Below are 25,180 nucleotides of genomic sequence, written 5' to 3'. Positions count from 1 at the left end.
CGGTGGCGCCGTGGCGGGGGTGGGCGGCCGCAGCCGTACGGAGGGCAGCGGCCGGGTGACGGCCGGCGCCCCTGACGCGCCCCGCGGCCCCTCCGCGCTCACTTGGCCGTCCCCAGGTCGTAGCCGTCCAGGCAGGCACGGGCCAGCGCCTCGCAGTCGTCGGCGGCGCCGGCCCAGGTCTGCATGGTGTGGTAGACGTGCGGGGCGCCCTGGTAGAAGCGCTCGTACTGCTCGTGGCGGCCGGCGAACTCGGAGCCGAGGGCGTCCCAGGCCAGCTTGAGGAGCTTGATCCGGTCCTCGGCGGGGGTGCCCGGGGTGCGGACGTACTGCCGTACGAGCGGACCGAGTTCGGGGTGGAGCAGGTCGCGGCCGCTGGCCGGGAGCTGGATCAGCCCCCCGCCCGCGAGGAGTTTGATGTCCTGGACGGCCCGGGGGTACAGCTCGCCCGCCATGATCCGCTGGGCGAAGGAGATCTCCTGCCCGGGCCGCACCCCGCCCCGCCCGCCGTCGACCTCCTCCCAGGAGGCCTCGGCGGCGAGGACGAAGGCCTTGGCCTGGGCGACCATGCCGAGGAGCCGGCCGACGGCCTGGGTGACGGCCGGGAGCCGGTCCGTGCCGTTGGAGCGGGCGACGAGGATGGCGAGGCCGGTGAGGAACTCGAGCTTGGTCCAGAAGCGGGTCGCGGACTGATGCACGAAGTTCAGGTAGGCGGGGGTGCGCCACCAGATGCCGGCGGTGGTGGCCGGGTCGCGGTAGGTCAGCACCCGTTCCCAGGGCACGAGGACGTCCTCGCAGACGAGGAGCGCGTCGTTCTCGTCGTAGCGGGCGGACAGCGGCTGGTCGAAGACCGAGCGGGCGCGCTGCTCGTAGGAGGTGCGGGAGATCAGCTTCAGGCCGGGGGTGTCGACCGGTAAGGAGAACGTGACCGCGTGCTCGATGTCGTCGGCGGGGAGCGGTTCGATGGTGCCGACGAGGATCTCGTCGGCGAAGACGGCGCCGGTGCCGACGGTCTTGGCGCCGCGTACGACGACACCGCCGGCGCGCTCCTCGACGACCCGGATCCTCAGGTCGTCGCCGGCACCCGGGCCGGCCGCCGGGTCGGTGAGCGTGAAGGCGCAGAACAGATCGCCCTCGGCGAGGCGGCGATGGAGGGCGAGGGCGTGCTCGGCACCGTCGAAGCCACCGTCCCCCTCACCCGTGAACACGGACGGCACGGCCGCGAAGCCGGCCGCCCCCGAGGCCATGTGGTCAGGGGTACGGCCGAGGAAGCCGTAGCTGCCCTCCGCCCACAGTTTGTACGCGCGCCGTCGGGCCACCAGGTCCTCGTACGAGCGGGGCACGGCGTACGCACGGTGCACCCCGCCCTTGAGCAGGACGGGGCGCAGCGCCGGGTCGGCGGACAGGTCGTACAGCCGGGCGAAGGAGGCCGCGGTGGCGCGGAACGCCGGGTGGGCGGTGACGTCCTTGACGCGTTCCCCGTCGAGCCAGACCTCGCGCCCGTCGCGTAACGCCTCCAGATACTCCTGCCCGGACCTCGTCACCGGTCTGTCGCCTCTCCTCGGGGTGCGCCACGGAAGGTGCTGCGGCTGTGCCGCCTTGAGCCTTCACGGACGGAAGGCCTCCGGCAATGAACGTCCGTCCAGGTGTCCTTAAGAACCGGCCAGCCCCCTCCCGTTCACGTGGGTTTCACGCGGCGCTCGCGACACCCGCCCGGTGTTCGCCGGGCGTCGTCCCGAACCATTTGCGAAAGGCCAGGTGGAAGCCGACGGCGCTCTGGTAGCCGACGCGGGCCGGGACGGCGGACTGGGGCAGGGAGGTCTCGGTGAGCAGCCGGGCGGCCTCCTGCATGCGCCGGGCGGTGAGATGGCGGGCCGGGGACTCGCCGACGAGTTCGCGGAAGGCGGCGGTGAAGGCGGAGCGGGACATGCCGACCTCGCGGGCGAGGGAGTCGATGGTCCACGGCTCGGCGAAGCGGGTCGCGATGATCACGAGGGCCCGGCTGATGCCGGGGTGGCGCAGCACGGGCAGCGAGGCGGGGTTGTCGGCGAGTTCGCGCAGCAGGGGGCGCAGCGCGAGGACGAGGGCCATCTCGAAGGCGCGCAGGGTGATGAGCCGGTCGCCCGGTTCGACGGGCCGGTCGGCGGAGGCCAGCAGGCGCAGGGTGTCGCGCAGCAGCGGCTCGCGACGGACCTGGGCGCCGTCGAGGACGAGGGCCCAGGGCAGCGACTGGTACAGGCCGGTGGCGGCGCTGGCGTCGTAGTGGAGTCCTGCGCACAGCAGTCGGCTCTCGGCTCCGGTGCCCTCGATGCGGATCTCGCCCGAGGTGCCCGGCTGCCGTTCGGGCAGGACGGCCTTGAGGGGGACGCCCTGGCGGTCGGGGCGGTCGGAGAGCCGGTGGGCCATGCCGGTGGGGAAGACGATGAGGTCGCCGGCGTGCAGTTCGAGCGGGGTCTGGCCGGCGCCGGTGATCCAGCAGCCGCCCTCGACGATGTAGTGGAGGACGGCGCAGCCCTGTTCGGCGTCGCCCTCGATGGCCCAGGGTGCGCTGACGTGCCAGCGGCTGTCGAAGACCCCGGTGAGGCGGAGCGGTTTCAGCAGCTCGCTCAGGAGGTCGTCACGCTCTGCCGGGTGCCGGTCCGCACGTCCCTGCGCACGGCGGTCGGTTCGCGCGTCGGTCGGTCGGTTTCCCACGATGTCCATGGACGATCCTTCAACTTCCGCCCCGGTTTGTTAATTGAACGGATGGAACCGCCGCTACAGCCTGTAAGGAAGCCGACACGGCAGCGGTCCCACCCTATCGAAGGGCTTCTTCCACACATGTCCAGTCAGATTCCGATGCGGGTGGCGGTCGTGGGGGCGACCGGTTTCCAGGGCAGCGCGGTGGCACGACTGCTCGCCGAGCGGCACCACCTCGTCCGTACGCTGACCCGGCGGCCGCAAGGGGATCGCCCGCCGCTGCCGGGCGCCGAGTTCGTGGCGGGCGAGCTTGGCAGCCCGGGAGATGTGCGGCGACTCTTCGAGGGAGTCACCCACGCGTTTGTCACCTTGCCGCTGGTGTACGACACCGAGCGGGTCCGTCTGTACGCGCGGAACATCGCGCGGGCGGCGGACGACGCGGGGGTGTCACGGCTGGTGTTCAACGCCAACACCCGCATTCCGCAGGCGCCGACGTCGGTGCCGGCGTTCGAGACCCGGCGGATCGCGGAGGAGCTGTTCCGGGGCTGCGGGGTGCCGCTGGTGGTCGTACGGCCGCCGGTGTACCTGGACAACCTGTTCTCGCCGTGGAACGGGCCCTCCCTGGTGAACGAGGGCGTACTCGCCTACCCGCTGCCGGCGGCCACGCCGACCGCGTGGATCTCGCACCGGGACCTGGCGCAGGCGGCGTACGCGGCGCTGACCCGGGAGGGCCTGGAGGGCCGCACCTTCGACATCGGCGGGGCGCTCTCGCTGACCGGACCGGATCTGGCGGCTGCTTTCGGCCGGGGACTGGGCCGCTCGGTGCGGTATGTGCCGCTGCAGCCCGAGGTGTTCGAGCGCGGCCTCGTCCGACTGCTCGGCCCGGAGACGGCGGCGGGCGTGGCCGGCGTCTACCACTATCTGGCCACGGGCAGCGATCCGCTGCTGATGGCGGGCGACGACGGGGTGTCGGCGGAGGTCCTGGCGGTGGACCCGGTGCCGGTGGAGGAGTGGGTGACCCGCCAGCCCTGGCAGGTGTGGGCGAACGACACAGAGGAGGAGCCGGCCTCACCGCAGGGATGAGCGAATCCCCGTACAGCTGTACGGCCATTCGGCCCAAGCCGCCGAGAACGCACGACCTCCAGGGACCGGAGCCACGGACCGGGCCCGGGGGGAACCGGCCCCGTCCCACAAGGACGGGGCCGGTTTCTTGTCCGGGACGCGTTCTTGCCGGTGCGGCTACGCCCTAGTAGTTAACAAAGCGCCGGATTGCCCACCCGAAAACGGTGGGAAGGCTCCTCCCCGTACCTCTCTGTACCCCCTGTAGACCCCCCGTCCGAGTGAACGCGCACAGGAGCGGCCATGCCCGCAACCCACCGGCCGTCTACGGAGCTAGAAAGAGCGCACCACCACCCGCACCCCCGCAAACCCTCAGGTGATGCTGTGAATCCGCTCATGGGACGCATTCCCGTACTGGACGTCCGCCCGCTGGTCGACTGTGGCCGCCGCCCCGCGAAGGCGGTGGTGGGCGAGACCTTCGAGGTCACGGCCACCGTCTTCCGCGAGGGCCACGACGCGGTCGCCGCCAATGTCGTGCTCCGCGGCCCGTCCGGCCGGCCGGGGCCGTGGACCCCGATGCGCGAACTGGCCCCCGGCACCGACCGGTGGGGCGCCGAGGTCACCCCCGGGGCCGAGGGCCTGTGGAGCTACACGGTCGAGGCCTGGAGCGACCCGCTGGCCACCTGGCGGCACATCGCGAAGATCAAGATCCCGGCCGGCATCGACTCCGAGCTGGTCCTGGCCGAGGGCGCCGAGCTGCACGAGCGGGCCGCCAAGGGCGTGCCGAAGAAGGGCGGCGGCCGCGAGGCGGTGCTCGCCGTGGCGGACACGCTGCGCGACGAGAACCGGCCGGCCGCGGTCCGGCTGGCGGCGGCGCTCGCGCCCAGGGTCCTGCGGGCCCTGGAGCGCCACCCGTTGCGCGAACTGCTCAGCACCTCCCCCGCGTTGCCGCTCCGGGTGGAGCGGGAGCGGGCCCTGTTCGGCTCCTGGTACGAGTTCTTCCCGCGCTCCGAGGGCGTACGGAAGGTCCGCGGCCGCACCGTCCCCGGTACCTTCCGGACGGCGGCCGAGCGGCTGCCCGCGGTGGCGGCGATGGGCTTCGACGTGGTGTACCTGCCGCCGATCCACCCGATCGGCGTCACCCACCGCAAGGGCCCGAACAACTCGCTGTCGGCGAGCCCCGAGGACGTGGGCGTGCCGTGGGCGATCGGCTCGCCGGAGGGCGGCCACGACGCCGTCCACCCGGACCTGGGCACGATCGAGGACTTCGACGCCTTCGTGGCGCGGGCCCGCGAACTGCGCCTGGAGATCGCCCTGGACTTCGCGCTCCAGTGCTCGCCGGACCACCCGTGGGTGGAGAAGCACCCGGAGTGGTTCACCCACCGCCCGGACGGCTCGATCGCGTACGCCGAGAACCCGCCGAAGAAGTACCAGGACATCTACCCCATCGCGTTCGACGGGGCCGGCGACAACATGGACGGCATCGTCGCGGAGACGGTACGGGTGCTGAGGCACTGGATGGACCACGGGGTGCGGATCTTCCGCGTCGACAACCCGCACACCAAGCCGGTGGTGTTCTGGGAGCGGGTGATCGGCGAGATCAACCGTGCCGACCCGGACGTGATCTTCCTGGCGGAGGCGTTCACCCGGCCCGCGATGATGCACACGCTCGGTGCGATCGGCTTCCAGCAGTCGTACACGTACTTCACCTGGCGCAACACCAAGGACGAGCTCACGGAGTACCTGACCGAGCTGTCCGGGGAGGCGGCCGCCCACATGCGGCCGAACCTCTTCGTGAACACCCCGGACATCCTGCACGCCTACCTCCAGACCGGCGGACGGCCCGCGTTCGAGGTCCGGGCGGTGCTCGCCGCGACCCTCTCCCCCACCTGGGGCGTGTACGCCGGGTACGAGCTGTGCGAGAACACCGCGCTGCGGGACGGCAGCGAGGAGTACCTGGACTCGGAGAAGTACCAACTGCGGCCCCGTGACTGGGAGTCGGCCGAACGCTCGGGTGCCTCGATCGCCCCGCTGATCACCACGCTCAACCGGATCAGGCGCCGCCACCCCGCCCTGCGCCGGCTGCGGAACCTGACCTTCCACACGACCGACAACGACGCCGTGATCGCGTACAGCAAGCGCTCGGGATCGAACACCGTTCTGGTGGTCGCCAACCTCGACCCCCACCACACCCAGGAGGCCACGGTCTCGTTGGACATGCCGGAACTCGGCCTCGACTGGCACGAGACCGCGCCGGTGCGCGACGAGCTCACCGGCGAGACCTATCACTGGGGCAGGGCCAACTACGTGCGCCTCGAGCCGGGTGTCACGCCCGCGCACGTACTCGTCCTGCGACCGTCCCCGCAGACCGGAGGGTCACCCACATCATGACTGTCAACGAACCCGTCCCCGACACCTTCGAGGACACCCCCGCCAAGGACCGCGATCCCGACTGGTTCAAGCGGGCGGTCTTCTACGAGGTCCTGGTCCGCTCCTTCCAGGACAGCAACGGGGACGGAGTCGGCGACCTGAAAGGCATCACGTCCCGCCTGGACTACCTCCAGTGGCTCGGCGTGGACTGCCTCTGGCTGCCGCCGTTCTTCAAGTCCCCGCTGCGGGACGGCGGCTACGACGTCGCCGACTACACCTCCGTGCTGCCCGAGTTCGGCGACCTCGCCGACTTCGTGGAGTTCGTGGACGCGGCCCACGCCCGCGGGATGCGCGTGATCATCGACTTCGTCATGAACCACACCAGCGACCAGCACCCGTGGTTCCAGCAGTCGCGCGCCGACCCCGAGGGGCCGTACGGGGACTACTACGTCTGGGCGGACGACGACAAGCGGTACGCGGACGCCCGGATCATCTTCGTCGACACCGAGACCTCCAACTGGACCTTCGACCCGGTCCGCAAGCAGTACTACTGGCACCGCTTCTTCTCCCACCAGCCGGACCTCAACTACGAGAACCCGGCCGTCCAGGAGGAGATCCTGTCCTCGCTGCGCTTCTGGCTCGACCTGGGGATCGACGGCTTCCGGCTCGACGCCGTGCCGTACCTCTACCAGGAGGAGGGCACCAACTGCGAGAACCTCCCCGCCACCCACACCTTCCTCAAGCAGGTCCGCAAGGAGATCGACGAGCACTACCCGGACCGGGTGCTGCTCGCCGAGGCGAACCAGTGGCCGGAGGACGTGGTCGACTACTTCGGCGACTTCGGCTCGGGCGGCGACGAGTGCCACATGGCCTTCCACTTCCCGGTGATGCCGCGGATCTTCATGGCGGTGCGCCGCGAGTCGCGCTACCCGGTCTCCGAGATCCTGGCGAAGACCCCGGAGATCCCCTCGGGCTGCCAGTGGGGCATCTTCCTGCGCAACCACGACGAGCTCACGCTCGAGATGGTCACGGACGAAGAGCGCGACTACATGTACGCCGAGTACGCCAAGGACCCGCGGATGCGGGCCAACATCGGCATCCGGCGGCGGCTCGCCCCGCTCCTCGACAACGACCGCAAGCAGATGGAGCTGTTCACCGCACTGCTCTTCTCACTGCCGGGCTCGCCGGTGCTGTACTACGGCGACGAGATCGGCATGGGCGACAACATCTGGCTCGGTGACCGGGACGGGGTGCGCACCCCGATGCAGTGGACCCCGGACCGCAACGCGGGCTTCTCCTCCTGCGATCCGGGCCGGCTCTACCTGCCGGCCATCATGGACCCGGTGCACGGCTACCAGGTGACCAATGTGGAGGCGGGGATGGCATCGCCGTCCTCGCTGCTGCACTGGACGAAGCGGATGATCGAGATCCGGAAGCAGAACCGTGCCTTCGGGACCGGCTCGTACACCGAACTGCCGTCGTCCAACCCGGCGGTGCTCGCCTTCCTCCGCGAGACCGCCCCGGAAGAGGGACTGGACGCCGACCTGGTGCTGTGCGTGAACAACTTCTCCCGGTTCGCACAGCCGACGGAGCTGGACCTGCGCCGCTTCGACGGGACCCGGCCGGTGGAGCTGATCGGCGGGGTCCGGTTCCCGGCGATCGGGGAGTGGCCGTATCTGCTGACCCTGGCAGGGCACGGCTTCTACTGGTTCCGCCTCAAGCGGTCCTGAAGTACCGTCAATTCAGTTCTGTCCCGTGTGGGGCGGTTTCCCCCGTCCCAGGCTGGGCACTGTGTCACACACGCACTTCAGGTCCATACGGGCCTTCTTGTCGGGCCCATACGGATCTTCCCCATCCGACACGTCCCGCACAGCCGGACAGCCGAAGCCGCCATCCGGGACACTCTGCGCATTTGAACGCTCACGAACCCCAATTGCGCGCCCCGGGGAAAGGACGCGATGCCATGCCGGAGACCGCATCCACCACCCGGGCCCCGGACGCCCTCCTGCCGTCTCTCACGCCTCTGCTCCATACCTGGCTGCCACGGCAGCGCTGGTTCGCGGGCAAGGGCCGCCGGGTCACCGGATTCACCCTGGACGCGGCCACCGAGCTGCTGCCGCTGGACGGCACCGGACCCGGACTCCTCCATCTCCTCGTACGGGTGGAACAACCCGGCCGGCCGGCCGGAACACCCGCCGACTGCTACCAGTTGCTCCTCGGCGTACGGACCCAGCTGCCGCCGCGCCTCGGCCCCGCCCTGATCGGGCGGATCCGGCAGGGCCCGCTCGCCGGCCGGGCGGTGTACGAAGGGCTGCGCGACCCGCGGCTCGCCGGGCTGCTGTACGAACGGCTGCGCACCCCGGGCCTGACCGGCCCGCTGCGCTTCCACACCACGACCGCACTGCCGCCGGTGCTCGCACCCAGGGTCCTGGACGCGGAGCAGTCCAACTCGTCGCTGGTCTATGGGGATTCGTTCATCCTGAAGATCTTCCGTCGGGTCAGTCCGGGCGCCAACCCGGACCTGGAGCTGCCGCTGGCCCTCGCCGGGGCCGGCTGCACCCGGGTGCCGGCGCCGGTCGCCTGGTTCGAGACGGGCGCGGCGACCCTCGGCGTCCTCCAGCCGTACCTGCGCGACTCACGGGACGGCTGGCGGCTCGCGCTCGACGCGCTTGCCGACGGGCGGGAGTTCAGCGACGAGGCCCATGCGCTGGGCCGGGCCACGGCCGAGGTGCACCTGGCCCTCGCGACCGCCCTGCCCACCCAGCGGCTGCACCGCGCCCAGACCGAGCGCCTGGCCGCCGCGATGGACCAGCGCCTGGCGGCCGCCGCACAGGCCGTGCCCGCGCTCATGCCGTACGTGCCGGGGCTCCGCGCGGTGCTCGCCGCCGCCGGTGACGCGGCGGGCGCGGGACGCCTCCAGCGGGTCCACGGGGACCTGCACCTGGGGCAGACCCTGCGCGGCGCGGACGGCGGCTGGGCGGTGATCGACTTCGAGGGCGAGCCGGCGAAGCCGCTGGACGAACGGCGCAGCCCCCAGCCGCCGGTCCGCGACATCGCCGGCATGCTCCGCTCCTTCGACTACGCGGCCCGCACCCACCGGCCCTGGAACGCCGGCTGGGCGGCCCGCTGCCGCGACGCCTACTGCACCGGCTACGCGGAGGTCTCCGGCACGGACCCCCGCGCCGCCCCGGCCCTCCTGCGTGCCTACGAGGCCGACAAGGCCATCTACGAGGTCGTCTACGAGGCCCGCCACCGGCCGGACTGGCTCCCGGTCCCGATGGCGGCCGTCGAACGCCTGGCGGGCCCGGAGTGACTGCCCCGTTCGGCGCAATCGCGCCCCTTCCGCCCGCCCCTCCCGTCTGCGGCAACCGGCACGCGCCCCGTTCGGCCGAGTGTCCCGCGACCGCGCCGCACCGTTCCGTATCCGTACCCCCCTCACACCCACTCCAGGAGGCACCCCGGTGACCGCCCGCGCCGCAGGCAAGACGTCCCGCACCACGAAGACGCCCGCGCCACGGGCCGAGGCCAGGCCGGAGCGGGGCGCGGTGCGGAAGGCGCCGCCGCTCGATCCGGGCGAGCGGGCCCGGCTGCTCGCCGGTGAGCACCACGACCCGCACGAGGTGCTCGGCGCGCATCCGGTGCGCGGCGGGATCGTCGTGCGGGTGCTCAGGCCCTGGGCGAGGGCGGTCGCCGTCCTGTTGCCCAAGGGCCGCCGGGTGGAGCTGCACGACGAGGGCGACGGCCTGTTCTCGGCCCTCGTCCCGCTGCTGCGGAAGGTCCCCGACTACGAGCTCCGCGTCCGCTACGACGGGGACGAGCTGGCCGTCGTCGACCCGTACCGCTTCCTGCCCGCCCTCGGCGACCTCGACCTGCACCTGATCGGCGAGGGCCGGCACGAGGAGCTGTGGACGGCGCTCGGCGCGCGGGTCATGACCCACCAGGGCGTGGCCGGCACCCGGTTCACGGTCTGGGCGCCGAACGCCCGCGGCGTGCGGGTCACCGGCGACTGGACGTACTGGGACGGCAGCGCCCTGCCGATGCGCTCGCTCGGCTCGACCGGCGTGTGGGAGCTGTTCGTGCCGGGCATCGGCGAGGGCGCGGTCTACAAGTTCGACATCGCCCGCCCCGACGGCTCGCACACCGTCCGCGCCGACCCGATGGCCCGCCGCACCGAGTGCCCGCCGAACACCGCGTCGGTCGTGACCGCCGACCACCACACGTGGCGGGACGAGGAGTGGATGGCCCGGCGCGGCGCCCGCCCGCACCACGAGGCGCCGCTGTCCGTGTACGAGGTGCATCTGGCGTCCTGGCGCCCGGGCCTGACGTACCGCGGGCTCGCCGAGCAGCTTCCCGCGTACGTCCGTGATCTCGGCTTCACGCACGTGGAGTTCATGCCGGTCACCGAGCACCCCTTCGGCGGCTCCTGGGGCTACCAGGTCACCGGCTTCTACGCGCCGACGGCCCGCCTGGGCACCCCGGACGACTTCCGCCACCTGGTGGACGAGCTGCACCGGGCCGGGATCGGCGTCCTGATGGACTGGGTGCCGGCGCACTTCCCGCGCGACGACTGGGCGCTCGCGGAGTTCGACGGCCGCCCGCTGTACGAGCACGAGGACCCGCGCCGCTCGGCCCACCCCGACTGGGGCACCCTGGAGTTCGACTACGGCCGCAAGGAGGTCCGCAACTTCCTGGTGGCCAACGCCGTGTACTGGTGCGAGGAGTTCCACATCGACGGCCTGCGCGTGGACGCGGTCGCCTCGATGCTCTACCTGGACTACTCGCGCGAGCACGGCGACTGGCTGCCGAACGAGTTCGGCGGGCGGGAGAACCTGGACGCGGTGGCGTTCCTCCAGGAGATGAACGCCACCGTGTACAAGCGCTGCCCGGGGGTGATCACCTTCGCCGAGGAGTCCACCGCCTGGGACGGGGTGACCCGGCCGACCGACCAGGTGGGCCCGGGCGGCTTCGGCGGCCTCGGCTTCGGCATGAAGTGGAACATGGGCTGGATGCACGACTCCCTCGGCTACATGGAGAAGGAGCCGGTGCACCGCAAGTACCACCACCACGAGATGACCTTCTCGATGGTGTACGCGTACAGCGAGAACTACATCCTGCCGATCTCCCACGACGAGGTCGTGCACGGCAAGCGGGCCCTGGTTTCCAAGATGCCCGGCGACTGGTGGCAGCAGCGCGCCAACCACCGCGCCTACCTGGGCTTCATGTGGGCCCATCCCGGCAAGCAACTCCTGTACATGGGCCAGGAGTTCGCGCAGGGCGGCGAGTGGTCCGTCGACCACGGCCCCGACTGGTGGCTGCTCGACCCCTCGTACAGTGCGGAGCCCGACCACCGGGGCGTACGGGATCTGGTGCGCGACCTGAACACGGTGTACGCGGCGACGCCGTCGCTGTGGGAGCGGGACACCTCGCCCGAGGGCTTCCAGTGGGTGGCGGGCGACGCGACCGAGGACAACGTCTTCGCCTTCCTCCGCTTCGACGCCGCCGGCTCCCCGCTGCTCGCCGTCTGCAACTTCTCCCCGGTGGTCCGGCACGACTACCGCCTCGGCGTCCCGGACACCTTCGCGGCCTGGGCGGAGGTGCTCAACACGGACGCGGCGCGCTACGGCGGCGGCGACGTGGTGGGCACCGACCCGGTGAAGACCGAGTCGGTGCCGTGGCACGGCCGTTCGGCGAGCGTCCGGATGACGCTGCCGCCACTGGCGACGGTGTGGCTCAGGCCCGCCTGATGACGCCCAGGCGCTGAGTGGCCCTGGTCAGCGCCACGTACAGGTCGTTGATCCCGTGCGTGGCGCCGGCCCGGATGCCGTCCGGGTCGACGACGAGGACGGTGTCGAACTCCAGGCCCTTGGCCTGCCGGGGGTCGAGCAGCACGACCGGCCGGGTGAGGTCGGGCTTCGGCCCGTACGCGGCGTCGGGGAGGGCCGCGACCAGTTCGGGATGGTGGACGGCCGGGGCGATCACCGCGAGCCGGCCCTCGGCCCGGAGTTCGGCGGCCACCGCGTCCGCGGTCTCCTTCACCACGTCCTCCACGGCCCGGTCCCAGGGCTCGACGCCCGTGGAGCGGACCGAGCGGGGCGGCTCGAAGGCCGGGTCGGCGGTGCGCCGTACGCCGGCGGCGACCGCCATGATCTCGGCGGGGGTGCGGTAGTTGACGGCGAGCCGTACGAGCTCCCAGCGCTCCTCCACGTACGGCGCGAGGATCCGCTCCCAGGAGCCGACGCCGGCCGGGTCGCCGGTCTGCGCCGGGTCGCCCACCAGGGTCATGGAACGGGTGGGGCTGCGGCGCATGAGGAGGCGCCACATCATCGCGGAGAGCTCCTGCGCCTCGTCGACGATGATGTGCCCGAACGCCCAGGTGCGGTCGGCTGCGGCGCGCTCGGCGGCGCTGCGGTGGTCGGCCTCCTCGTGGCGTTCGGCGAAGCGCTCGGCGTCGATGATGTCGTGCGCGGACAGCACCTCGGAGGCGTCCTTGTCGAGCTCCTCCTTGTCCTCGAACTCGTAGGTGCGCGAGGCGAAGGAGACGTCGAGGACGCCCTGCGCGTACTGGATCTGCTTCTGCCGCTCGGCCTCCTCGGCGGCGCGGGCGGCCGAGTCGTCCTCGCCGAGGAGTTCGGCGGCCTCGTCGAGCAGGGGCACGTCGCCGGGCGTCCACGGGCCGCCCTGGGGGCGCCGGATGGCGGCGAGGTCCGCCTCGTCGAGCAGGTGGGTGGGCTCGGCGAGGTAGTCGGCGAGGAACTCCTGCGGGGTGAGCGCCGGCCACAGGCCGTCCAGGGCACGGTGCACCTCGGGGTTGGCGGCGACGCCCTTGGCGAGCAGGGCGAGGTCGTCGGGGCCGAGGAAGTTGGGGCCGCCGTAGGGGTCGGCGCCGATGCGGTCGGCGAGCTGTTCGGCGAGCGCGTCGAGGACGTGGAAGACGAAGTAGGGGCGGGCGAGGTTGTGCGGGAGCCGGGTCTCGCGGGCCTTGTGGCGGGCTTCGAGCGCCATGTCCCAGTCGATGACCAGGTCGCCGTCCTCGTGCCGGACGACGAGCGGCTCGCCGCGCTCGGGGACCTGCTGGCGGTCCCGTACGGCGTCCGCGAGCGCCTCGGCCATGGCGGCGGAGCCCTTGACGGCGGCGGCGCGCGGGGTGTCGGTGCCGGTGGCGTGGACGCCGGGGAAGAGCTCGCCGGGGGTGGCGAGCAGGACGCCCGTCTCGCCGAGCGAGGGCAGGACGTTGCCGATGTAGCCGAGGAAGGCGGGGTTGGGGCCGACGATGAGCACGGCGCGCTTGGCGAGCTGCTCGCGGTGGGCGTAGAGCAGGTACGCGGCGCGGTGCAGGGCGACGGCGGTCTTGCCGGTACCGGGGCCGCCCTCGACGACGAGGACGCCGCGGTGCGGGGAGCGGATGATCGCGTCCTGCTCGGCCTGGATGGTCTGCACGATGTCGTGCATGCGGCCGGTGCGGGCGGCGTCGAGCGCGGCGAGCAGCACCTCGTCGGCGTCGCGGCTCTCGTACCCGGTGCGCGTGGTGTCGGCGAGGTCGAGCACCTCGTCGTGGAGCGAGACGACCTCGCGGCCCTGGGTGGTGATGTGCCGCCGGCGCTGGAGCCCCATGGGCTCGTAGCCGGTGGCGAGGTAGAAGGGCCGGGCGACGTCGGCGCGCCAGTCGACGACGAGCGGGGTGCGGTGGGGGTCGTCCTCGCGGATGCCGATCCGCCCGATGTGGTGGTCGCGCCCGTCCTTGAACACGAGCCGCCCGAAGCAGAGCCCGCTCTCCCCGGCGTTGAACGCGGCGAGCAGCCCGGCCTGCTCGGCGACGAGCACGTCCCGCTCCAGCCGCGCCTGCGCGCTGCCCTCACCGGGCGTGGCGAGGGCCCGGGCGACGCCGGCCTCGGCCTGCTCTCTCAGGTCGTCGAGTCGTGCGTAGAGCTCGGTGATGAATCGCTGCTCTTTCCGAAATTCCTCGGTTGACAATTCGACTCCCGGCGCGATACAGTGCGTTTAGTGAACAACTCCGCGTCTTTTGTGTGCCCAGACACGGAATCCATAAATATACGCGATGCATAACCCCGGCTGTCAATTCTAGTCCGGGGTATTTTTGTGCCCCATGGCGACGAGCCCGGCCGAACAGGCCCGCACCCTCCTGACCGCCCTCGGCGCGGACACCCCCCACCCCGGAGCGCCGCGGGGAGCTGGCGGCGGTGATCGGGGCCGACGCGGAGGAACTGGTCCGCTTCTACGCGAGCTGCGACCGCGATTTCTCGTACCCGGGCCTGGCACGGCCCGACGGCCTGTTCCGTGACAGGTTCACGGGCGAGACCTTTGCCCCGACGGCCCGGCAGCGGGCGGACTTCGCGGAACTCACGGCGGCGAACGAACTGGACCCGGCGGTGGTGAATCCGGAATTCCGTCTGCGGTGGGGAGGCCCGCTGCTGCCCGTCGTCCTCGGCCCCAAGGAGACCGCCGCCGGTCTCGTCTCGGTCCGCCTGCGCGACGGGCGCCGGGCTGACCCGCTGCCGTTCGAGGAACTCCTCGCGCGCGTAGGCGGGTTGGTGCAGGCGCACGCCACCGCGCTGTGGGACCGAGGCCGCGCCATCCCGCCCCGCCGCGTACGCTCGGGCCGACGACGGACAGGAGATCGGCCATGTGGAAGCGGGCCCTCACGGAGGCCGGGGTGTCGGACCCGGGCCTGCGCCGGGACTACACCGAGCAGCGCCGGGCGGTACGGCGGTTCGCGCGGGCCGAGTACGGAGCCGCGCGGCTGCTGCTGCCCGGCGGGCTGCTGCCGCATGTCGTGGCGGCCGTCGCCTTCATGCACGAGACGGACGACCGGATCGACCGCGGGGACCGGGCGGCGCGCGCGGCCGCGCTGGCCGAGTGGGACGGGCTCGTACGGAAGGCCTTCGTCGACGGCGACGCCGGGCTGCCCGTCCTGCGGTGCCTGGTGCACACGGCCGAGCGCCATCCGGCCGTGCGGGCCTGCACCGAGGAGTTCCTGCACGGCGCCGCGCGGGAGGTGGAGTGGCGGGCGTTCGCGGACGAGGAGGAGTTCGGGCGGTACGTACGGGAGTACTCGCTGCCCGCGCTCATGCTCACGGCCTGCCTGATCGCCCCTGCGGACGCGGCCGACGCGGCGCTCTTCACGGACGGCTGCCACCGGCTCATCCTCGCCATGCAGCGCCTGGACTTCCTCGAGGACCTCGCCGAGGACGTACGCGAGGGCAGGCACGGCCTCACCACCGACGCGGTGGCACGCCACGGCGCGGAGCTCGACCGGCCCGGTCCGGCGCTCGGACGGCTCGTCGAGGAGCAGGCGGACCGGGCCGCCGGGGCCCTGGCGGAGGCGGGCCCGCTCGAAGGGGCGGTGGACCCGGTCCACCGGCCCTTCGTACGGGCCCTGGTCGGTGTGCAGCGGTGCCTGGACGCGGTGCGCCGCGCCGGCGCCTCCCTGGCGGCTCGGCCGTCGGGGCCACCGGCCCTGGGAACCGCCGCCTTGCTGCTCAGGGAGACGGCCGCGCGGCGGCGTGCGGCGCGGCCGTAGCCTCCGGCGGAATCCCGCCGGTCCCGCACCCGCGTTCGCGCTACGCGCCCGCCGGGGTCACGACGTCCGACAGCTCTTCCAGGAGGCGGCGCTTGGGGCGGGCGCCGACCAGCGACTTCACGGGTTCGCCCGCCCGGAAGACGATCATCGTCGGGGTCGAAAGGACGGCGTACTTGGACACCGTCTCCGGGTTGTGGTCCACGTCGATCTGGACGATCTTCAAGCGGTCGGCCTCCTCCGCCGCCACCGCGCTCAGGACCGGGGCCAGCATCCGGCAGGGCCCGCACCAGTCGGCGGTGAACTCCACCAGGACCGGCAGTTCGGCCTCCAGGACCTCCGCCTCGAAGTCGGCGTCCGTGACCTCCGCCACGCCTTCCGCTCGTATCATCGTCGTCACCCTCCCAGTTCGAGTTCGCACCGTGGTTCCGGGCCGCCGGGCAGTTCCGCCTCGGCCCGCAGCAACTGCGCGCCGACCTTGGCGCGCACGGTCCGGAGTTGCTCGATGAGCCCGTCGAGCTCGGCGATCTTGCGGCGGTACACGGCGAGCGACGCGGGACACGCGTCGCCCGCCGCGTGGCCCGCGCGCAGGCACTCCACGAACGGACGGGTCTCCTCCAGCTCGAACCCGAAGTCCTGGAGGGTCCGGATCTGGTGGAGCAGCCGCAGGTCGTCCTCGTCGTAGGTGCGGTAGCCGTTCTCCGTGCGCCGTGCGTTCAGGAGGCCCCGGGACTCGTAGTAGCGCAGAGTCCGCGTGGTCGTCCCCGCCCGCTCGGCCAGCTCGCCGATTCGCATGTCCCTGACGGTAAGCCTTGACGCCGACGTCAACGCAAGGAGCGAAGACCCCGGCCGGCTCAGGCGCCCTCCCGCGGCAGCGGTACGACCTGCGCGTTCTCGCGCGCGACGTGGCCGTCGAGCTCCCTGGCCGACCCGTCGAAGTCCGCCCGCAGTTCGTCAGGATCCGCGTCGTCGAGCCGGGCGGGGAGCACGTGATCGGAGGGCGGGTTCTCGACGCCGTCGGCGTCGCCGTCCGGCATTTCCTTGAAGTGGAGAGGCAAAGCCGTCCCAACTGTCCTCGTGCCTCCATGTCTCCGCTTTCCAGCGCGGACCGACACGCGACGCGAGTTCCCTTATCTCAACGACGGCTTCCGGGCTTTGTCAAGTGCCCGGCGGCAGCAGCGGTTTCCGCTCGACCGGCGAGGACAGCACGATCGACGTCGTCGTCCGGCCGAGCGCCGAGGTCTGCTCCAGGATCTCCTCCAGGTGCACGGTGTCGGTCACCGCGACCTTGAGGATCCAGCAGTCCTCGCCGACCACGTGGTGCACCTCGCGGATCTCGGGGCGGGCGGTGAGCTCCAGCGTGCGCGGGTGCTTGAGCGTGTAGCCGCCGTGGGGGTCGACCCGGATGAAGGCCTGGATCCCGTACCCGAGCCGGGCCGCGGCGACCTGCGCCCCGTAACCGGTGATCGCCCCGCAGGCCTCGAGGCGGCGGACCCGCTCGGTGACGGCGGCCGGGCTGAGCCGGACCCGCCGGCCCAGCTCGCTCAGCTTGATCCGGCCGTCGCTCTGGAGCAGGTCGAGGATCTGCCGGTCGATGGGATCGAAGGTGGCCACCGAGGTTTCGACGGCGGCCGGCCGCAACTGCCGTGGTTCCTTCGGCGCGTCGGCGTGGACTCCCATGTTTCCCCCTTCAGATGGCGAGCCGACAACGTAACACTTGAGCCATGGACCTTTTGATCATCGGCGGGAACCGCTATTTCGGAAAGCGGCTGATATCCCGCCTGCTGGAAGCCGGGCACCACGTGACCGTGCTCAACCGCGGTTCTTCTCCCGCCCCCGAGGGGGCGATTCAGCTGATCGCCGACCGCAACGACGAGGCCGCCCTGGAAAGCGCCCTCGGCGGGCGGAGTTTCGACGTCGTGGTCGACCAGGTCTGCTACACCCCGCGCCAGGCGGAGATCGCCCGGCGGGTCTTCGCGGGGCGGGCCCGGCGCTATCTGATGACCTCCACGGTGGAGGTGTACGAGTACGAGGACTCCGCCGCCCCGGTCGCCGAGGACGCCCTCGACCTGGACACGGTGACGGTCGACCCCGGACTCCCCTGGGAGGACCCCGAGTTCCTCGACGCGCACTACGGAGAGGGGAAGCGGCAGGCCGAAGCGGTGTTCGCGGCCGGTACGGAGTTCCCGTGGGCCTCCGTGCGAGTGGCCCACGTGCTGGGCGGCGCCGACGACTTCACCGGACGGGTCGAGCACTACGCGCGCCGGATCCGGGCGGGCGAGCCGGTCTCCGTGCCGGTCGTGAACCGGCCGGCCACCTATGTGTACGTGGAGGAGATCGCCGCCTTTCTCGCCTGGGCCGTCGGGGCCGAATTCACCGGGCCGGTGAACGCGCATTCCCATGGGCCGCTGAGCACTGCGGACATCTGCGCCGAGATCGCGCTCCTCGTGGGCGGAAAGGTCGTTTTCCACGGGGTGGAGGTGGGCGAGGTGTCACCCTTCTCCTTCGCCCGCTCCTACGCCATGGACAATTCCCGGGCGGAGCGTCTCGGTTATCGGTTCACCCATTCCTCGGAATGGCTCCGCCAGGCGCTCTCCGAGACCCTCTCGACGGAAGGCGTGGCGTGATGCGGCACCACGAGCTCGGCGATCTCGCCGTGAGCGCGATCGGGCTCGGCGCCATGCCCCTGTCGATCGAGGGCCGCCCCGACGAGGCCCGCGCGCTCGCCACCGTCCACGCCGCCCTGGACGCCGGGGTGACCCTGCTCGACACGGCCGACTCGTACCATCCGCCGGGCGGCGAGCCTGGTGAGGGCGAGCTGCTGGTCGCCCGCGCCCTCGCCGCGTACGGGGGTGATCGCGACGCGGTGCTCGTGGCGACCAAGGGCGGGCGCGGGCGCACGGGCGACGGCGGCTGGACCGTCGACGGGCGGCCGGAGCACCTGCGGCGCGCGGCCGAGGCCTCGGCGCGGCGGCTCGGGACCGCGGCGATCGGGCTCTACCAGCTGCACAAGCCTGATCCGGCCGTCCCGTACGCCGAATCTCTGGGCGCGATACGGGAGTTGCTGGACGCGGGCACGGTCAGGTTCGCCGGGGTCTCGAACGTGGACACGGAGCAGATCCTGCTGGCCCGGGAGATCCTGGGCGAGCGTCTGGTGTCGGTGCAGAACCGGTACTCGCCGGCCGTCCGGGACGGCGAGGCGGAACTGCGGCTCTGCGCGGAGCTCGGCCTCGCGTTCCTGCCGTGGAGTCCGCTCGGCGGGATCTCGCGGAGCTCGCTCGACGGGGCCTCGGCGCAGCAGGCGGACCCGCGGTTCGGGGCGTTCCACCGGGTGGCGCGGGCGCACGGGGTGAGCCCGCAGCGGGTGGCGCTCGCCTGGCTGATCGCGCGCCCGGGGAAGGTGCTGCCGATCCCGGGGGCGAGCCGCCCGGAAACGGCGCGCGACTCGGCGCTTGCCACCGAACTCGTTCTGGCGGGTGCGGAGTTGACGGAACTCGGGGATTGAGGCACGAGTCCTGCGGGTTTGGGAGGCGAAGGCGCGGGACCCATTGACGGGGCCCGTGCCTTCACCTACAAAAGCTCCCTGAGAGCGCTCTCATCGCCCTGCCCAGGCCCCCCACCGGAGGTGTTCTCCTTGACCCGCGCCAGACCCACCCCACGCATCCCCCGCGTCACAGGAACACGACGCGCCCCACGCACCTCGCTGCTCGCCTCGCTCCTCGCCGCCACCCTCGCCGCCGGCGCGCTGCTCGGCCTCGGCGGGGCCGGCAGCGCAAGCGGCGCCGTACCGCCCGCGCCGGGCTGGAACCTCCAGTGGAGCGACGACTTCGACGGTCCCGACCGCACGCTGCCCGACGCCGGCCGCTGGCAGATCGACACCGGCCACGGCTATCCCGGCGGCCCCGGCAACTGGGGCACGGGCGAGATCCAGAACTACACGGCGAGCCCCGACAACGTCCGGCTCGACGGCACCGGCAACCTCCGCATCACCCCGCTCAGGGACGGCGCCGGCAACTGGACCTCGGCCCGCATCGAGACCAAGCGGGCCGACTTCAAGGCCCCCGCGGGCGGCACCCTGCGCATCGAGGGCCGCGTTCAGATGCCGAACGTCACCGGCGACGCCGCCCTCGGCTACTGGCCGGCGTTCTGGGCGCTCGGCTCCCCGTACCGCGGCAACTACTGGAACTGGCCGGCCATCGGCGAGTTCGACATCATGGAGAACGTCAACGGGCTCGACTCCGTGTGGGGCGTGCTCCACTGCGGGGTGAACCCGGGCGGCCCCTGCGGCGAGACCACCGGCATCGGCGCCAGCCGGGCCTGCCCCGGCTCCACCTGCCAGTCGGGCTTCCACACCTACCGCTTCGAGTGGGACCGCTCCGTCTCCCCCAACGAGCTGCGCTGGTACGTGGACGGGCAGCTCTTCCACAGCGTGAACGAGACCCGGGTCGGCGCCGCCGCCTGGGCCGACATGACGAGCCACGCGGGCTATTTCGTGCTGCTCAACCTGGCGATCGGCGGGGCGTTCCCGGACGCGCTGGCCGGGAAGACCCCGACCGCGGCGACCGTGCCCGGCCGGCCCATGCTCGTCGACTACGTGGCGGTGTGGACGAAGGGGGGCGGCACCACCACGCCGCCCACCACGCCGCCCACGACCCCGCCGACCACGCCCCCGCCCTCCGGTTCCGCCACCCTCTACCTGCGCGGCGACGGCGTGGCCGGTGACGCGCAGGGCGCCGCCACGACGGCCGTGCTCGCCTCGGCGGGCGGCACCAACCACGACGGGACGCCCACCAACCCACAGGTCTTCACCTCGGGCCCGGTGACCCGGACGTACAACGGCGGCGCGACCCGCTTCGACCTGTTCGTGGACGCCGGCACGGTGGTCGCCAACGGCCAGCAGGTCCGGGTGAGTTACGACCGGACCGGCGACGGGACCTGGGACCGGGTGGAGACGTACCGCTACTTCGCCACCGACCCCGTACCCGGCTACGAGCACTACACCGAGGGGAGCGGGCCGCAGTCGGCCACCGGCACCCCCGGGAATCTGGTGAACGGCCGGGTGAAGGTCGAGGTGTGGAACGCGATCGGCAACGGCCCGAGCAGCCTCGGCACCGGAAACCAGTCGGTGGTCCGCATCCCCTTCTCCTAGGGCCACCTCCGTGCGGACGCAGGCACGGACGTACGCACGGACGTACGCACGGAGGTACGCACGGACCGCAGGGACCGGCCCCGGCCGCTGTATCGGCCGGGGCCGGTCCGTACCCGGGGCCCGGATCCGGCTCAAGGCCCGGGACCCGGGGCTCTCAGACGCCGGCGCGGGCGCGCTCCTCGCCCTCGTCGTACGGCAGCTCGCGCTGGTCGGGTACGGAAGCGGGACCGTGGTCGTCGACCAGGGTGGTCTCGTCGAACGGAACCTTGCCGGCCAGTACCTCGGCGACCCGGGCCTTGTCGATCTCCTTGGTCCAGGTCCCGACGAGGACGGTGGCGACGGCGTTCCCCGCGAAGTTGGTGAGGGCGCGGGCCTCGCTCATGAAGCGGTCGATGCCGACGATCAGGCCGACGCCGTCGACCAGTTCGGGGCGGTGCGACTGGAGGCCGCCGGCGAGGGTCGCGAGGCCGGCGCCGGTGACGCCCGCCGCGCCCTTCGAGGCGATGATCATGAAGACGAGGAGGGAGATCTGCTCGCCCACCGAGAGCGGGTTTCCCATCGCCTCGGCGACGAAGAGCGAGGCCATCGTCAGATAGATGGCGGTGCCGTCCAGGTTGAACGAGTAGCCGGTCGGGACGGTGATGCCGACGACCGGCTTGCTGACGCCGAGGTGCTCCATCTTCGCGATCAGGCGGGGCAGCGCCGACTCGGAGGACGAGGTCGACAGGATCAGCAGGAACTCGCGGCCCAGGTACTTCAGCAGGGAGAGGATGTTCACCCCGGCGATCAGCCGCAGCAGCGTGCCGAGCACCACAAAGACGAAGAGCGCGCAGGTGACGTAGAAGCCGATCATGATGACGGCGAGCGACTTCAGGGCGGCGGCGCCGGTCGCGCCGACCACGGCGGCCATGGCGCCGAAGGCGCCGACGGGGGCGGCCCACATGATCATGGCGAGGATGCGGAAGACCAGGCGCTGGATGTGCCCGATGCCGCGCAGCACCGGCTCGCCGGCCTTGCCCATGGCCTGCAGCGCGAAGCCCGCGAGAAGGGCGACGAGCAGGGTCTGCAGCACTTCGCCCTCGGTGAAGGCGGAGACCAGGGTCTTGGGGATGATCCCGAGGAGGAAGTCGGCCGTGCCCTCACTCGCACCCTCGGCCTGCTTGGCGCCGGCCTCGGCGAGGTCCTTCGTCAGGTGGAGGCCGGAGCCGGGCTCCAGGATGTTGCCGACGACCAGGCCGATGGCGAGGGCGACGGTCGACATGACCAGGAAGTAGCCGAGCGCGAGGCCGCCGACGGCGCCGACCTTGGCGGCCTTGCGTACCGAACCGACGCCCAGCACGATCGTGCAGAAGATGATCGGCGAGATCATCATCTTGATCAGGCTGACGAAGCCGGTGCCGAGCGGCTTGAGCTCGACGGCGACGCCGGGCGCGAGGAAGCCCACGGCGATGCCGAGCACTACGGCGCCGATGACGGCCAGATACAGATAGTGGGTGCGGTCCCGTCTTGCGGCCACGGGGTCCTCCTCGTACTCAGGGGTGTCCACGTCCCGGTGGATCCCCGCGACTATCCACCAGCGCTGTGACCCGGGTCACGCTTGCGTACGTTTCGTTCACGACCGAAGTGTTCGAAAAGGGCCGCCGGCCGCGCTTCGTCTCGTTCACGGCACGATTCGGGCACGCCGTGCGAGGGAGCAAATCGGGCCAGGCACACTTGCCGGATGCGCCTCTCCCTCCCCCGGCCCCGCAGCCTCGCCGGCCAGCTCTTCGCGATGCAGGTCGTGCTGGTGGCCGCCGTCGTGGCGGGATGCGCGGTCTTCGCGTACGTGACGGACCGCGCGCAGGCCGAGGAGACCGCCCGCCGCCAGTCGCAGGCGACCGCGACGGCCGTCGCCGAGTCGCCCGCCGTCGTGGCGGCGGCCCGCTCCGAGAACCCGACGGCGGTGCTCCAGCCGTATACGGAGTCGCTGCGAAGCCACTCGGACATCGCCTTCGTGGTGATCATGGCGCCGGACGGGACCCGGTGGACCCACCCCGAGCCGGAGCAGATCGGGCGCACCTACCTGGGGCACATCGACCGGGCGGTGCACGGCGAGACCTTCTCCGAGATCCATCTGGGCGTGCTCGGCCCCTCGGTCCGCACGGTCGCGCCGGTCGTCGACCACGGCCGGGTCATCGCCCTGGTCAGCGCGGGCATCACCATCGAGCGGATCAGCGAGCAGGTACGCGAGCAGGTCACGGCGCTGTTCGGGATGGCGGGGGCGGCCCTGGCACTGGGCGGCGCCGGCACGTACGTGATCAACGCCCGGCTCAGGCGGCACACCAAGGGCATGAACGCCACCGAGCTGAGCCGCCTGCACGACTACCACGAGGCCGCGCTGCACGCGGTGCACGAGGGCCTGGTGATGCTGGACGGGCAGCGGCGGATCGCGCTCATCAACGACGGGGCGCGGGAGCTGCTCGGCCTGGCCGGGGACGTCGTCGGGCGCTCGGCGGCGGAGCTCGGGCTGCCGGTGCCGCTGACCGGGGCGCTGCTCTCCTCGGAGCCGCGGGTGGACGAGCTGCACCTGACGGACGAGCGGGTGCTGGTGGTCAACACCCGGCCGGTGGTGGGCGGAGAGCGCAGGGGCACCGTGGTCACCCTGCGGGACCGCACCGAACTACAGGCACTCTCGGGCGAGTTGGACTCCGAGCGGGGCTTCACCGAGGCGCTGCGCTCGCAGGCCCACGAGGCGGCGAACCGTCTGCACACCGTGGTCTCGCTGATCGAGCTGGGCCGGGTCGACGAGGCGGTCGGCTTCGCCACGGCCGAGCTGGAACTGGCCCAGGCGCTGACCGACCGGGTGGTGAGCGCGGTGGGCGAGCCGGTGCTCGCGGCGCTGCTGCTCGGCAAGGCGGCGCAGGCCAACGAGCGGGGCGTGGAGCTGGTCCTGACCGACGACAGCCGCATCGACGACGGCCTCCTGCCGGAGTCGCTGCCCCCGCGTGACCTGGTGACGGTCCTCGGCAACCTGATCGACAACGCCGTCGAGGCGGCGGGGGGTCCTGGCCGCCAGGCACCGGGCACGCCGGGCGCGCCGGACGCCCCCGGCGAGGCCGGCGGAGACGAGGTCCTCGCCGGCCTCGCCGCTCCCCTCCGGCCCGCCCGAGTCACGGTGACGGCCCTCGCCCGGGACGACGAGCTGCTCCTGCGGGTCGGCGACAGTGGCCCCGGCGTGCGCCACGAAGACCGGGCCGCCGTCCTGGACCGCGGCTGGTCCACCCGCGGCCCGGGCCGCGGCCTCGGCCTCGCCCTGGTCCAGCAGGCCGTCACCCGCGCCTCCGGCTCGCTGGCGGTGACCGAGTCGGACCTGGGCGGCGCGGAGTTCACGGTGCGCCTGCCACTGGGCGCGCGGCCGCGGGCCGGTGCGGAGAGCGACGAGGTGCGGGCCGGTACGGAGAGCGACGAGCCGCGGGCCGGTACGGAGAGCGACGAGCCGCGGGCCGGTGCGGCGGGCGAGGGGCCGCGGGCCGGTGCGGCGGGCGAGGGGCCGCGGGCCCGTACCGGCGCCGCCGCGCACGGCACCGCCACGGAGGTGGGCGCATGAGAACGGCCGCACACGGCATCCGGGTCCTGGTCGTCGAGGACGACCCGGTCGCGGCCGACGCGCACGCGCTGTACGCGGGGCGGGTCGCCGGGTTCACGGTGGTCGGGGTCGCGCACTCGCGGGCCGCGGCCGTGCGGGTGCTCGACCGGACGCCGGTCGATCTGATCCTGCTCGACCTGTACCTGCCCGACGGGCACGGGCTGCAGCTGCTGCGGGCGCTGCGTGCCGCCGGGCACTCGGCGGACGTGATCGCCGTGACCTCCGCCCGTGATCTCGCGATCGTCCGGGAGGGCGTCTCCCTCGGTGTCGTCCAGTACGTCCTGAAGCCGTTCACCTTCGCCACGCTGCGGGACCGGCTCGCCCGCTATGCCGAGTTCCGGGCCACGGCGGGCGAGGCGTCCGGGCAGGACGAGGTGGACCGGGCGCTCGCGACCCTGCGTACCCCGCAGCCCGCCTCTCTGCCGAAGGGCCTGAGCGCCCCCACCCTGGAGGCGGTGACCCGCACTTTGCGGGGCGCCGCCGAGGGGCTGACGGCGGCGGAGGCCGGCGCGGCCGTGGGCATCTCGCGGATCACCGCGCGCCGCTATCTGGAGCATCTGGTGACGGAGGGCCGGGCGGCCAGGGCCCCGCAGTACGGCCAGATCGGGCGCCCCGAGCTGCAGTACCGGTGGCTCGGCTCGACGGGCGGGACCACCGGCACCACCCGGAGCTACTGATCGGTTCCCATGTTCCTACGACCATAAGCGTTGGGTGAACGCACCGTAGCCAGCCGTCACGGTCGCCTCCTACCGTGGCAGGGTGCACC

At 72.4% G+C, this 25,180-nt stretch carries 19 protein-coding genes; 11 read left to right on the top strand and 8 right to left on the bottom strand.

Going from position 1 to position 25,180, the window contains the following annotated elements; all coding sequences use genetic code 11:
* Positions 1 to 98: 98 nt before the first annotated feature.
* Complete coding sequence (locus tag ACIGEZ_RS21840; protein ID WP_399833497.1) at positions 99 to 1,541, bottom strand: 4-hydroxyphenylacetate 3-hydroxylase family protein; 1,443 nt, start codon at positions 1,539 to 1,541, stop codon at positions 99 to 101.
* Between the two features lie 145 nt (positions 1,542 to 1,686).
* Positions 1,687 to 2,700, bottom strand: a complete 1,014-nt coding sequence (locus tag ACIGEZ_RS21835; RefSeq protein WP_399833495.1) for an AraC family transcriptional regulator — start codon at positions 2,698 to 2,700, stop codon at positions 1,687 to 1,689.
* 117 nt (positions 2,701 to 2,817) lie between these two features.
* On the opposite strand from ACIGEZ_RS21835, the gene ACIGEZ_RS21830 reads away from it, so the two are divergent.
* From ACIGEZ_RS21830 to glgB, 5 genes are all read left to right on the top strand, one after another.
* Positions 2,818 to 3,759 carry an SDR family oxidoreductase gene (locus ACIGEZ_RS21830; protein ID WP_399833493.1) on the top strand — a complete coding sequence of 314 codons (942 nt, stop codon included), beginning with the start codon at positions 2,818 to 2,820 and terminating at the stop codon, positions 3,757 to 3,759.
* 372 nt (positions 3,760 to 4,131) lie between these two features.
* Positions 4,132 to 6,126 (top strand): alpha-1,4-glucan--maltose-1-phosphate maltosyltransferase, encoded by a 1,995-nt coding sequence (locus tag ACIGEZ_RS21825; protein ID WP_399833491.1) that lies wholly within the window; start codon positions 4,132 to 4,134, stop codon positions 6,124 to 6,126.
* Positions 6,123 to 7,835, top strand: coding sequence for a maltose alpha-D-glucosyltransferase (treS, locus tag ACIGEZ_RS21820; RefSeq protein ID WP_399833489.1), 1,713 nt, complete (start codon positions 6,123 to 6,125; stop codon positions 7,833 to 7,835). The genes ACIGEZ_RS21825 and treS overlap by 4 nt, the downstream gene beginning before the upstream one ends.
* Positions 7,836 to 8,068: 233 nt before the next feature.
* On the top strand, positions 8,069 to 9,418 hold the full coding sequence (locus ACIGEZ_RS21815; RefSeq protein ID WP_399833487.1) for a maltokinase: 1,350 nt from the start codon (positions 8,069 to 8,071) through the stop codon (positions 9,416 to 9,418).
* A gap of 148 nt (positions 9,419 to 9,566) precedes the next feature.
* Positions 9,567 to 11,849, top strand: a complete 2,283-nt coding sequence (gene glgB / locus ACIGEZ_RS21810; RefSeq protein WP_399833485.1) for a 1,4-alpha-glucan branching enzyme — start codon at positions 9,567 to 9,569, stop codon at positions 11,847 to 11,849.
* Here the strand turns inward: glgB and ACIGEZ_RS21805 are convergent.
* Complete coding sequence (locus ACIGEZ_RS21805) at positions 11,836 to 14,076, bottom strand: HelD family protein (protein ID WP_399833483.1); 2,241 nt, start codon at positions 14,074 to 14,076, stop codon at positions 11,836 to 11,838. The two genes, glgB and ACIGEZ_RS21805, sit on opposite strands and share 14 nt — an antisense overlap.
* 670 nt (positions 14,077 to 14,746) lie before the next feature.
* On the opposite strand from ACIGEZ_RS21805, the gene ACIGEZ_RS21800 reads away from it, so the two are divergent.
* Positions 14,747 to 15,643, top strand: coding sequence for a squalene/phytoene synthase family protein (locus ACIGEZ_RS21800; protein WP_399833481.1), 897 nt, complete (start codon positions 14,747 to 14,749; stop codon positions 15,641 to 15,643).
* 40 nt (positions 15,644 to 15,683) lie between these two features.
* Here the strand turns inward: ACIGEZ_RS21800 and trxA are convergent, their stop codons facing one another.
* From trxA to ACIGEZ_RS21780, 4 genes are all read right to left on the bottom strand, one after another.
* On the bottom strand, positions 15,684 to 16,031 hold the full coding sequence (gene trxA, locus ACIGEZ_RS21795) for a thioredoxin (protein ID WP_399833480.1): 348 nt from the start codon (positions 16,029 to 16,031) through the stop codon (positions 15,684 to 15,686).
* Positions 16,032 to 16,036: 5 nt separating this feature from the next.
* Positions 16,037 to 16,435 (bottom strand): MerR family transcriptional regulator, encoded by a 399-nt coding sequence (locus ACIGEZ_RS21790; protein WP_399833477.1) that lies wholly within the window; start codon positions 16,433 to 16,435, stop codon positions 16,037 to 16,039.
* Between the two features lie 59 nt (positions 16,436 to 16,494).
* On the bottom strand, positions 16,495 to 16,677 hold the full coding sequence (locus ACIGEZ_RS21785; protein WP_399833475.1) for a hypothetical protein: 183 nt from the start codon (positions 16,675 to 16,677) through the stop codon (positions 16,495 to 16,497).
* Positions 16,678 to 16,798: 121 nt separating this feature from the next.
* Complete coding sequence (locus ACIGEZ_RS21780; protein WP_399833473.1) at positions 16,799 to 17,320, bottom strand: Lrp/AsnC family transcriptional regulator; 522 nt, start codon at positions 17,318 to 17,320, stop codon at positions 16,799 to 16,801.
* Between the two features lie 44 nt (positions 17,321 to 17,364).
* Here ACIGEZ_RS21780 and ACIGEZ_RS21775 point away from each other — a divergent pair, with 44 nt between their 5' ends.
* The 3 genes from ACIGEZ_RS21775 (at position 17,365) to ACIGEZ_RS21765 (ending at position 20,789) form a co-directional block, all read left to right on the top strand.
* Positions 17,365 to 18,267 (top strand): NAD-dependent epimerase/dehydratase family protein, encoded by a 903-nt coding sequence (locus tag ACIGEZ_RS21775; RefSeq protein ID WP_399833471.1) that lies wholly within the window; start codon positions 17,365 to 17,367, stop codon positions 18,265 to 18,267.
* Entirely contained in the window at positions 18,267 to 19,145 is an 879-nt protein-coding gene (locus ACIGEZ_RS21770; protein WP_399833469.1) for an aldo/keto reductase, read from the top strand. The genes ACIGEZ_RS21775 and ACIGEZ_RS21770 overlap by 1 nt, the downstream gene beginning before the upstream one ends.
* A 129-nt stretch (positions 19,146 to 19,274) precedes the next feature.
* The gene (locus ACIGEZ_RS21765; protein ID WP_399833467.1) at positions 19,275 to 20,789 is read left to right on the top strand and encodes a 1,3-beta-glucanase; all 1,515 of its coding nucleotides are present in this window, start codon (positions 19,275 to 19,277) and stop codon (positions 20,787 to 20,789) included.
* Positions 20,790 to 20,943: 154 nt separating this feature from the next.
* On the opposite strand, the gene ACIGEZ_RS21760 is transcribed toward ACIGEZ_RS21765, so the two are convergent.
* Positions 20,944 to 22,305, bottom strand: coding sequence for a cation:dicarboxylate symporter family transporter (locus tag ACIGEZ_RS21760; RefSeq protein WP_399833465.1), 1,362 nt, complete (start codon positions 22,303 to 22,305; stop codon positions 20,944 to 20,946).
* Positions 22,306 to 22,509: 204 nt separating this feature from the next.
* Here ACIGEZ_RS21760 and ACIGEZ_RS21755 point away from each other — a divergent pair, with 204 nt between their 5' ends.
* Together ACIGEZ_RS21755 and ACIGEZ_RS21750 are read left to right on the top strand one after the other, a co-directional pair.
* Positions 22,510 to 24,375 (top strand): ATP-binding protein, encoded by a 1,866-nt coding sequence (locus ACIGEZ_RS21755; RefSeq protein ID WP_399833463.1) that lies wholly within the window; start codon positions 22,510 to 22,512, stop codon positions 24,373 to 24,375.
* Positions 24,372 to 25,091 carry a response regulator gene (locus ACIGEZ_RS21750; protein ID WP_399833461.1) on the top strand — a complete coding sequence of 240 codons (720 nt, stop codon included), beginning with the start codon at positions 24,372 to 24,374 and terminating at the stop codon, positions 25,089 to 25,091. Before ACIGEZ_RS21755 ends, ACIGEZ_RS21750 begins: the two co-directional genes overlap by 4 nt.
* The last annotated feature ends 89 nt before the right edge of the window (positions 25,092 to 25,180 follow it).

The organism is Streptomyces sp. NPDC085481 (genome assembly GCF_044541845.1).
Lineage (GTDB): Bacteria > Actinomycetota > Actinomycetes > Streptomycetales > Streptomycetaceae > Streptomyces.
Note: the sequence above shows the minus strand (reverse complement) of the source record. Positions and strands in the feature narration are given on the sequence as shown.

Bases quoted from the DNA above. Each gene is read 5' to 3' on its own strand.
- ACIGEZ_RS21825 (WP_399833491.1), top strand. From the start codon at position 4,132: ATGGGACGCATTCCCGTACTGGACGTCCGCCCGCTGGTCGACTGTGGC.
- ACIGEZ_RS21775 (WP_399833471.1), top strand. From the start codon at position 17,365: ATGGACCTTTTGATCATCGGCGGGAACCGCTATTTCGGAAAGCGGCTG.
- ACIGEZ_RS21790 (WP_399833477.1), bottom strand. From the start codon at position 16,435: ATGCGAATCGGCGAGCTGGCCGAGCGGGCGGGGACGACCACGCGGACT.
- ACIGEZ_RS21830 (WP_399833493.1), top strand. From the start codon at position 2,818: ATGTCCAGTCAGATTCCGATGCGGGTGGCGGTCGTGGGGGCGACCGGT.
- ACIGEZ_RS21815 (WP_399833487.1), top strand. From the start codon at position 8,069: ATGCCGGAGACCGCATCCACCACCCGGGCCCCGGACGCCCTCCTGCCG.
- trxA (WP_399833480.1), bottom strand. From the start codon at position 16,031: ATGATACGAGCGGAAGGCGTGGCGGAGGTCACGGACGCCGACTTCGAG.
- ACIGEZ_RS21755 (WP_399833463.1), top strand. From the start codon at position 22,510: ATGCGCCTCTCCCTCCCCCGGCCCCGCAGCCTCGCCGGCCAGCTCTTC.
- ACIGEZ_RS21750 (WP_399833461.1), top strand. From the start codon at position 24,372: ATGAGAACGGCCGCACACGGCATCCGGGTCCTGGTCGTCGAGGACGAC.
- treS (WP_399833489.1), top strand. From the start codon at position 6,123: ATGACTGTCAACGAACCCGTCCCCGACACCTTCGAGGACACCCCCGCC.
- ACIGEZ_RS21785 (WP_399833475.1), bottom strand. From the start codon at position 16,677: ATGCCGGACGGCGACGCCGACGGCGTCGAGAACCCGCCCTCCGATCAC.
- ACIGEZ_RS21835 (WP_399833495.1), bottom strand. From the start codon at position 2,700: ATGGACATCGTGGGAAACCGACCGACCGACGCGCGAACCGACCGCCGT.
- ACIGEZ_RS21800 (WP_399833481.1), top strand. From the start codon at position 14,747: ATGTGGAAGCGGGCCCTCACGGAGGCCGGGGTGTCGGACCCGGGCCTG.
- ACIGEZ_RS21770 (WP_399833469.1), top strand. From the start codon at position 18,267: ATGCGGCACCACGAGCTCGGCGATCTCGCCGTGAGCGCGATCGGGCTC.
- ACIGEZ_RS21780 (WP_399833473.1), bottom strand. From the start codon at position 17,320: ATGGGAGTCCACGCCGACGCGCCGAAGGAACCACGGCAGTTGCGGCCG.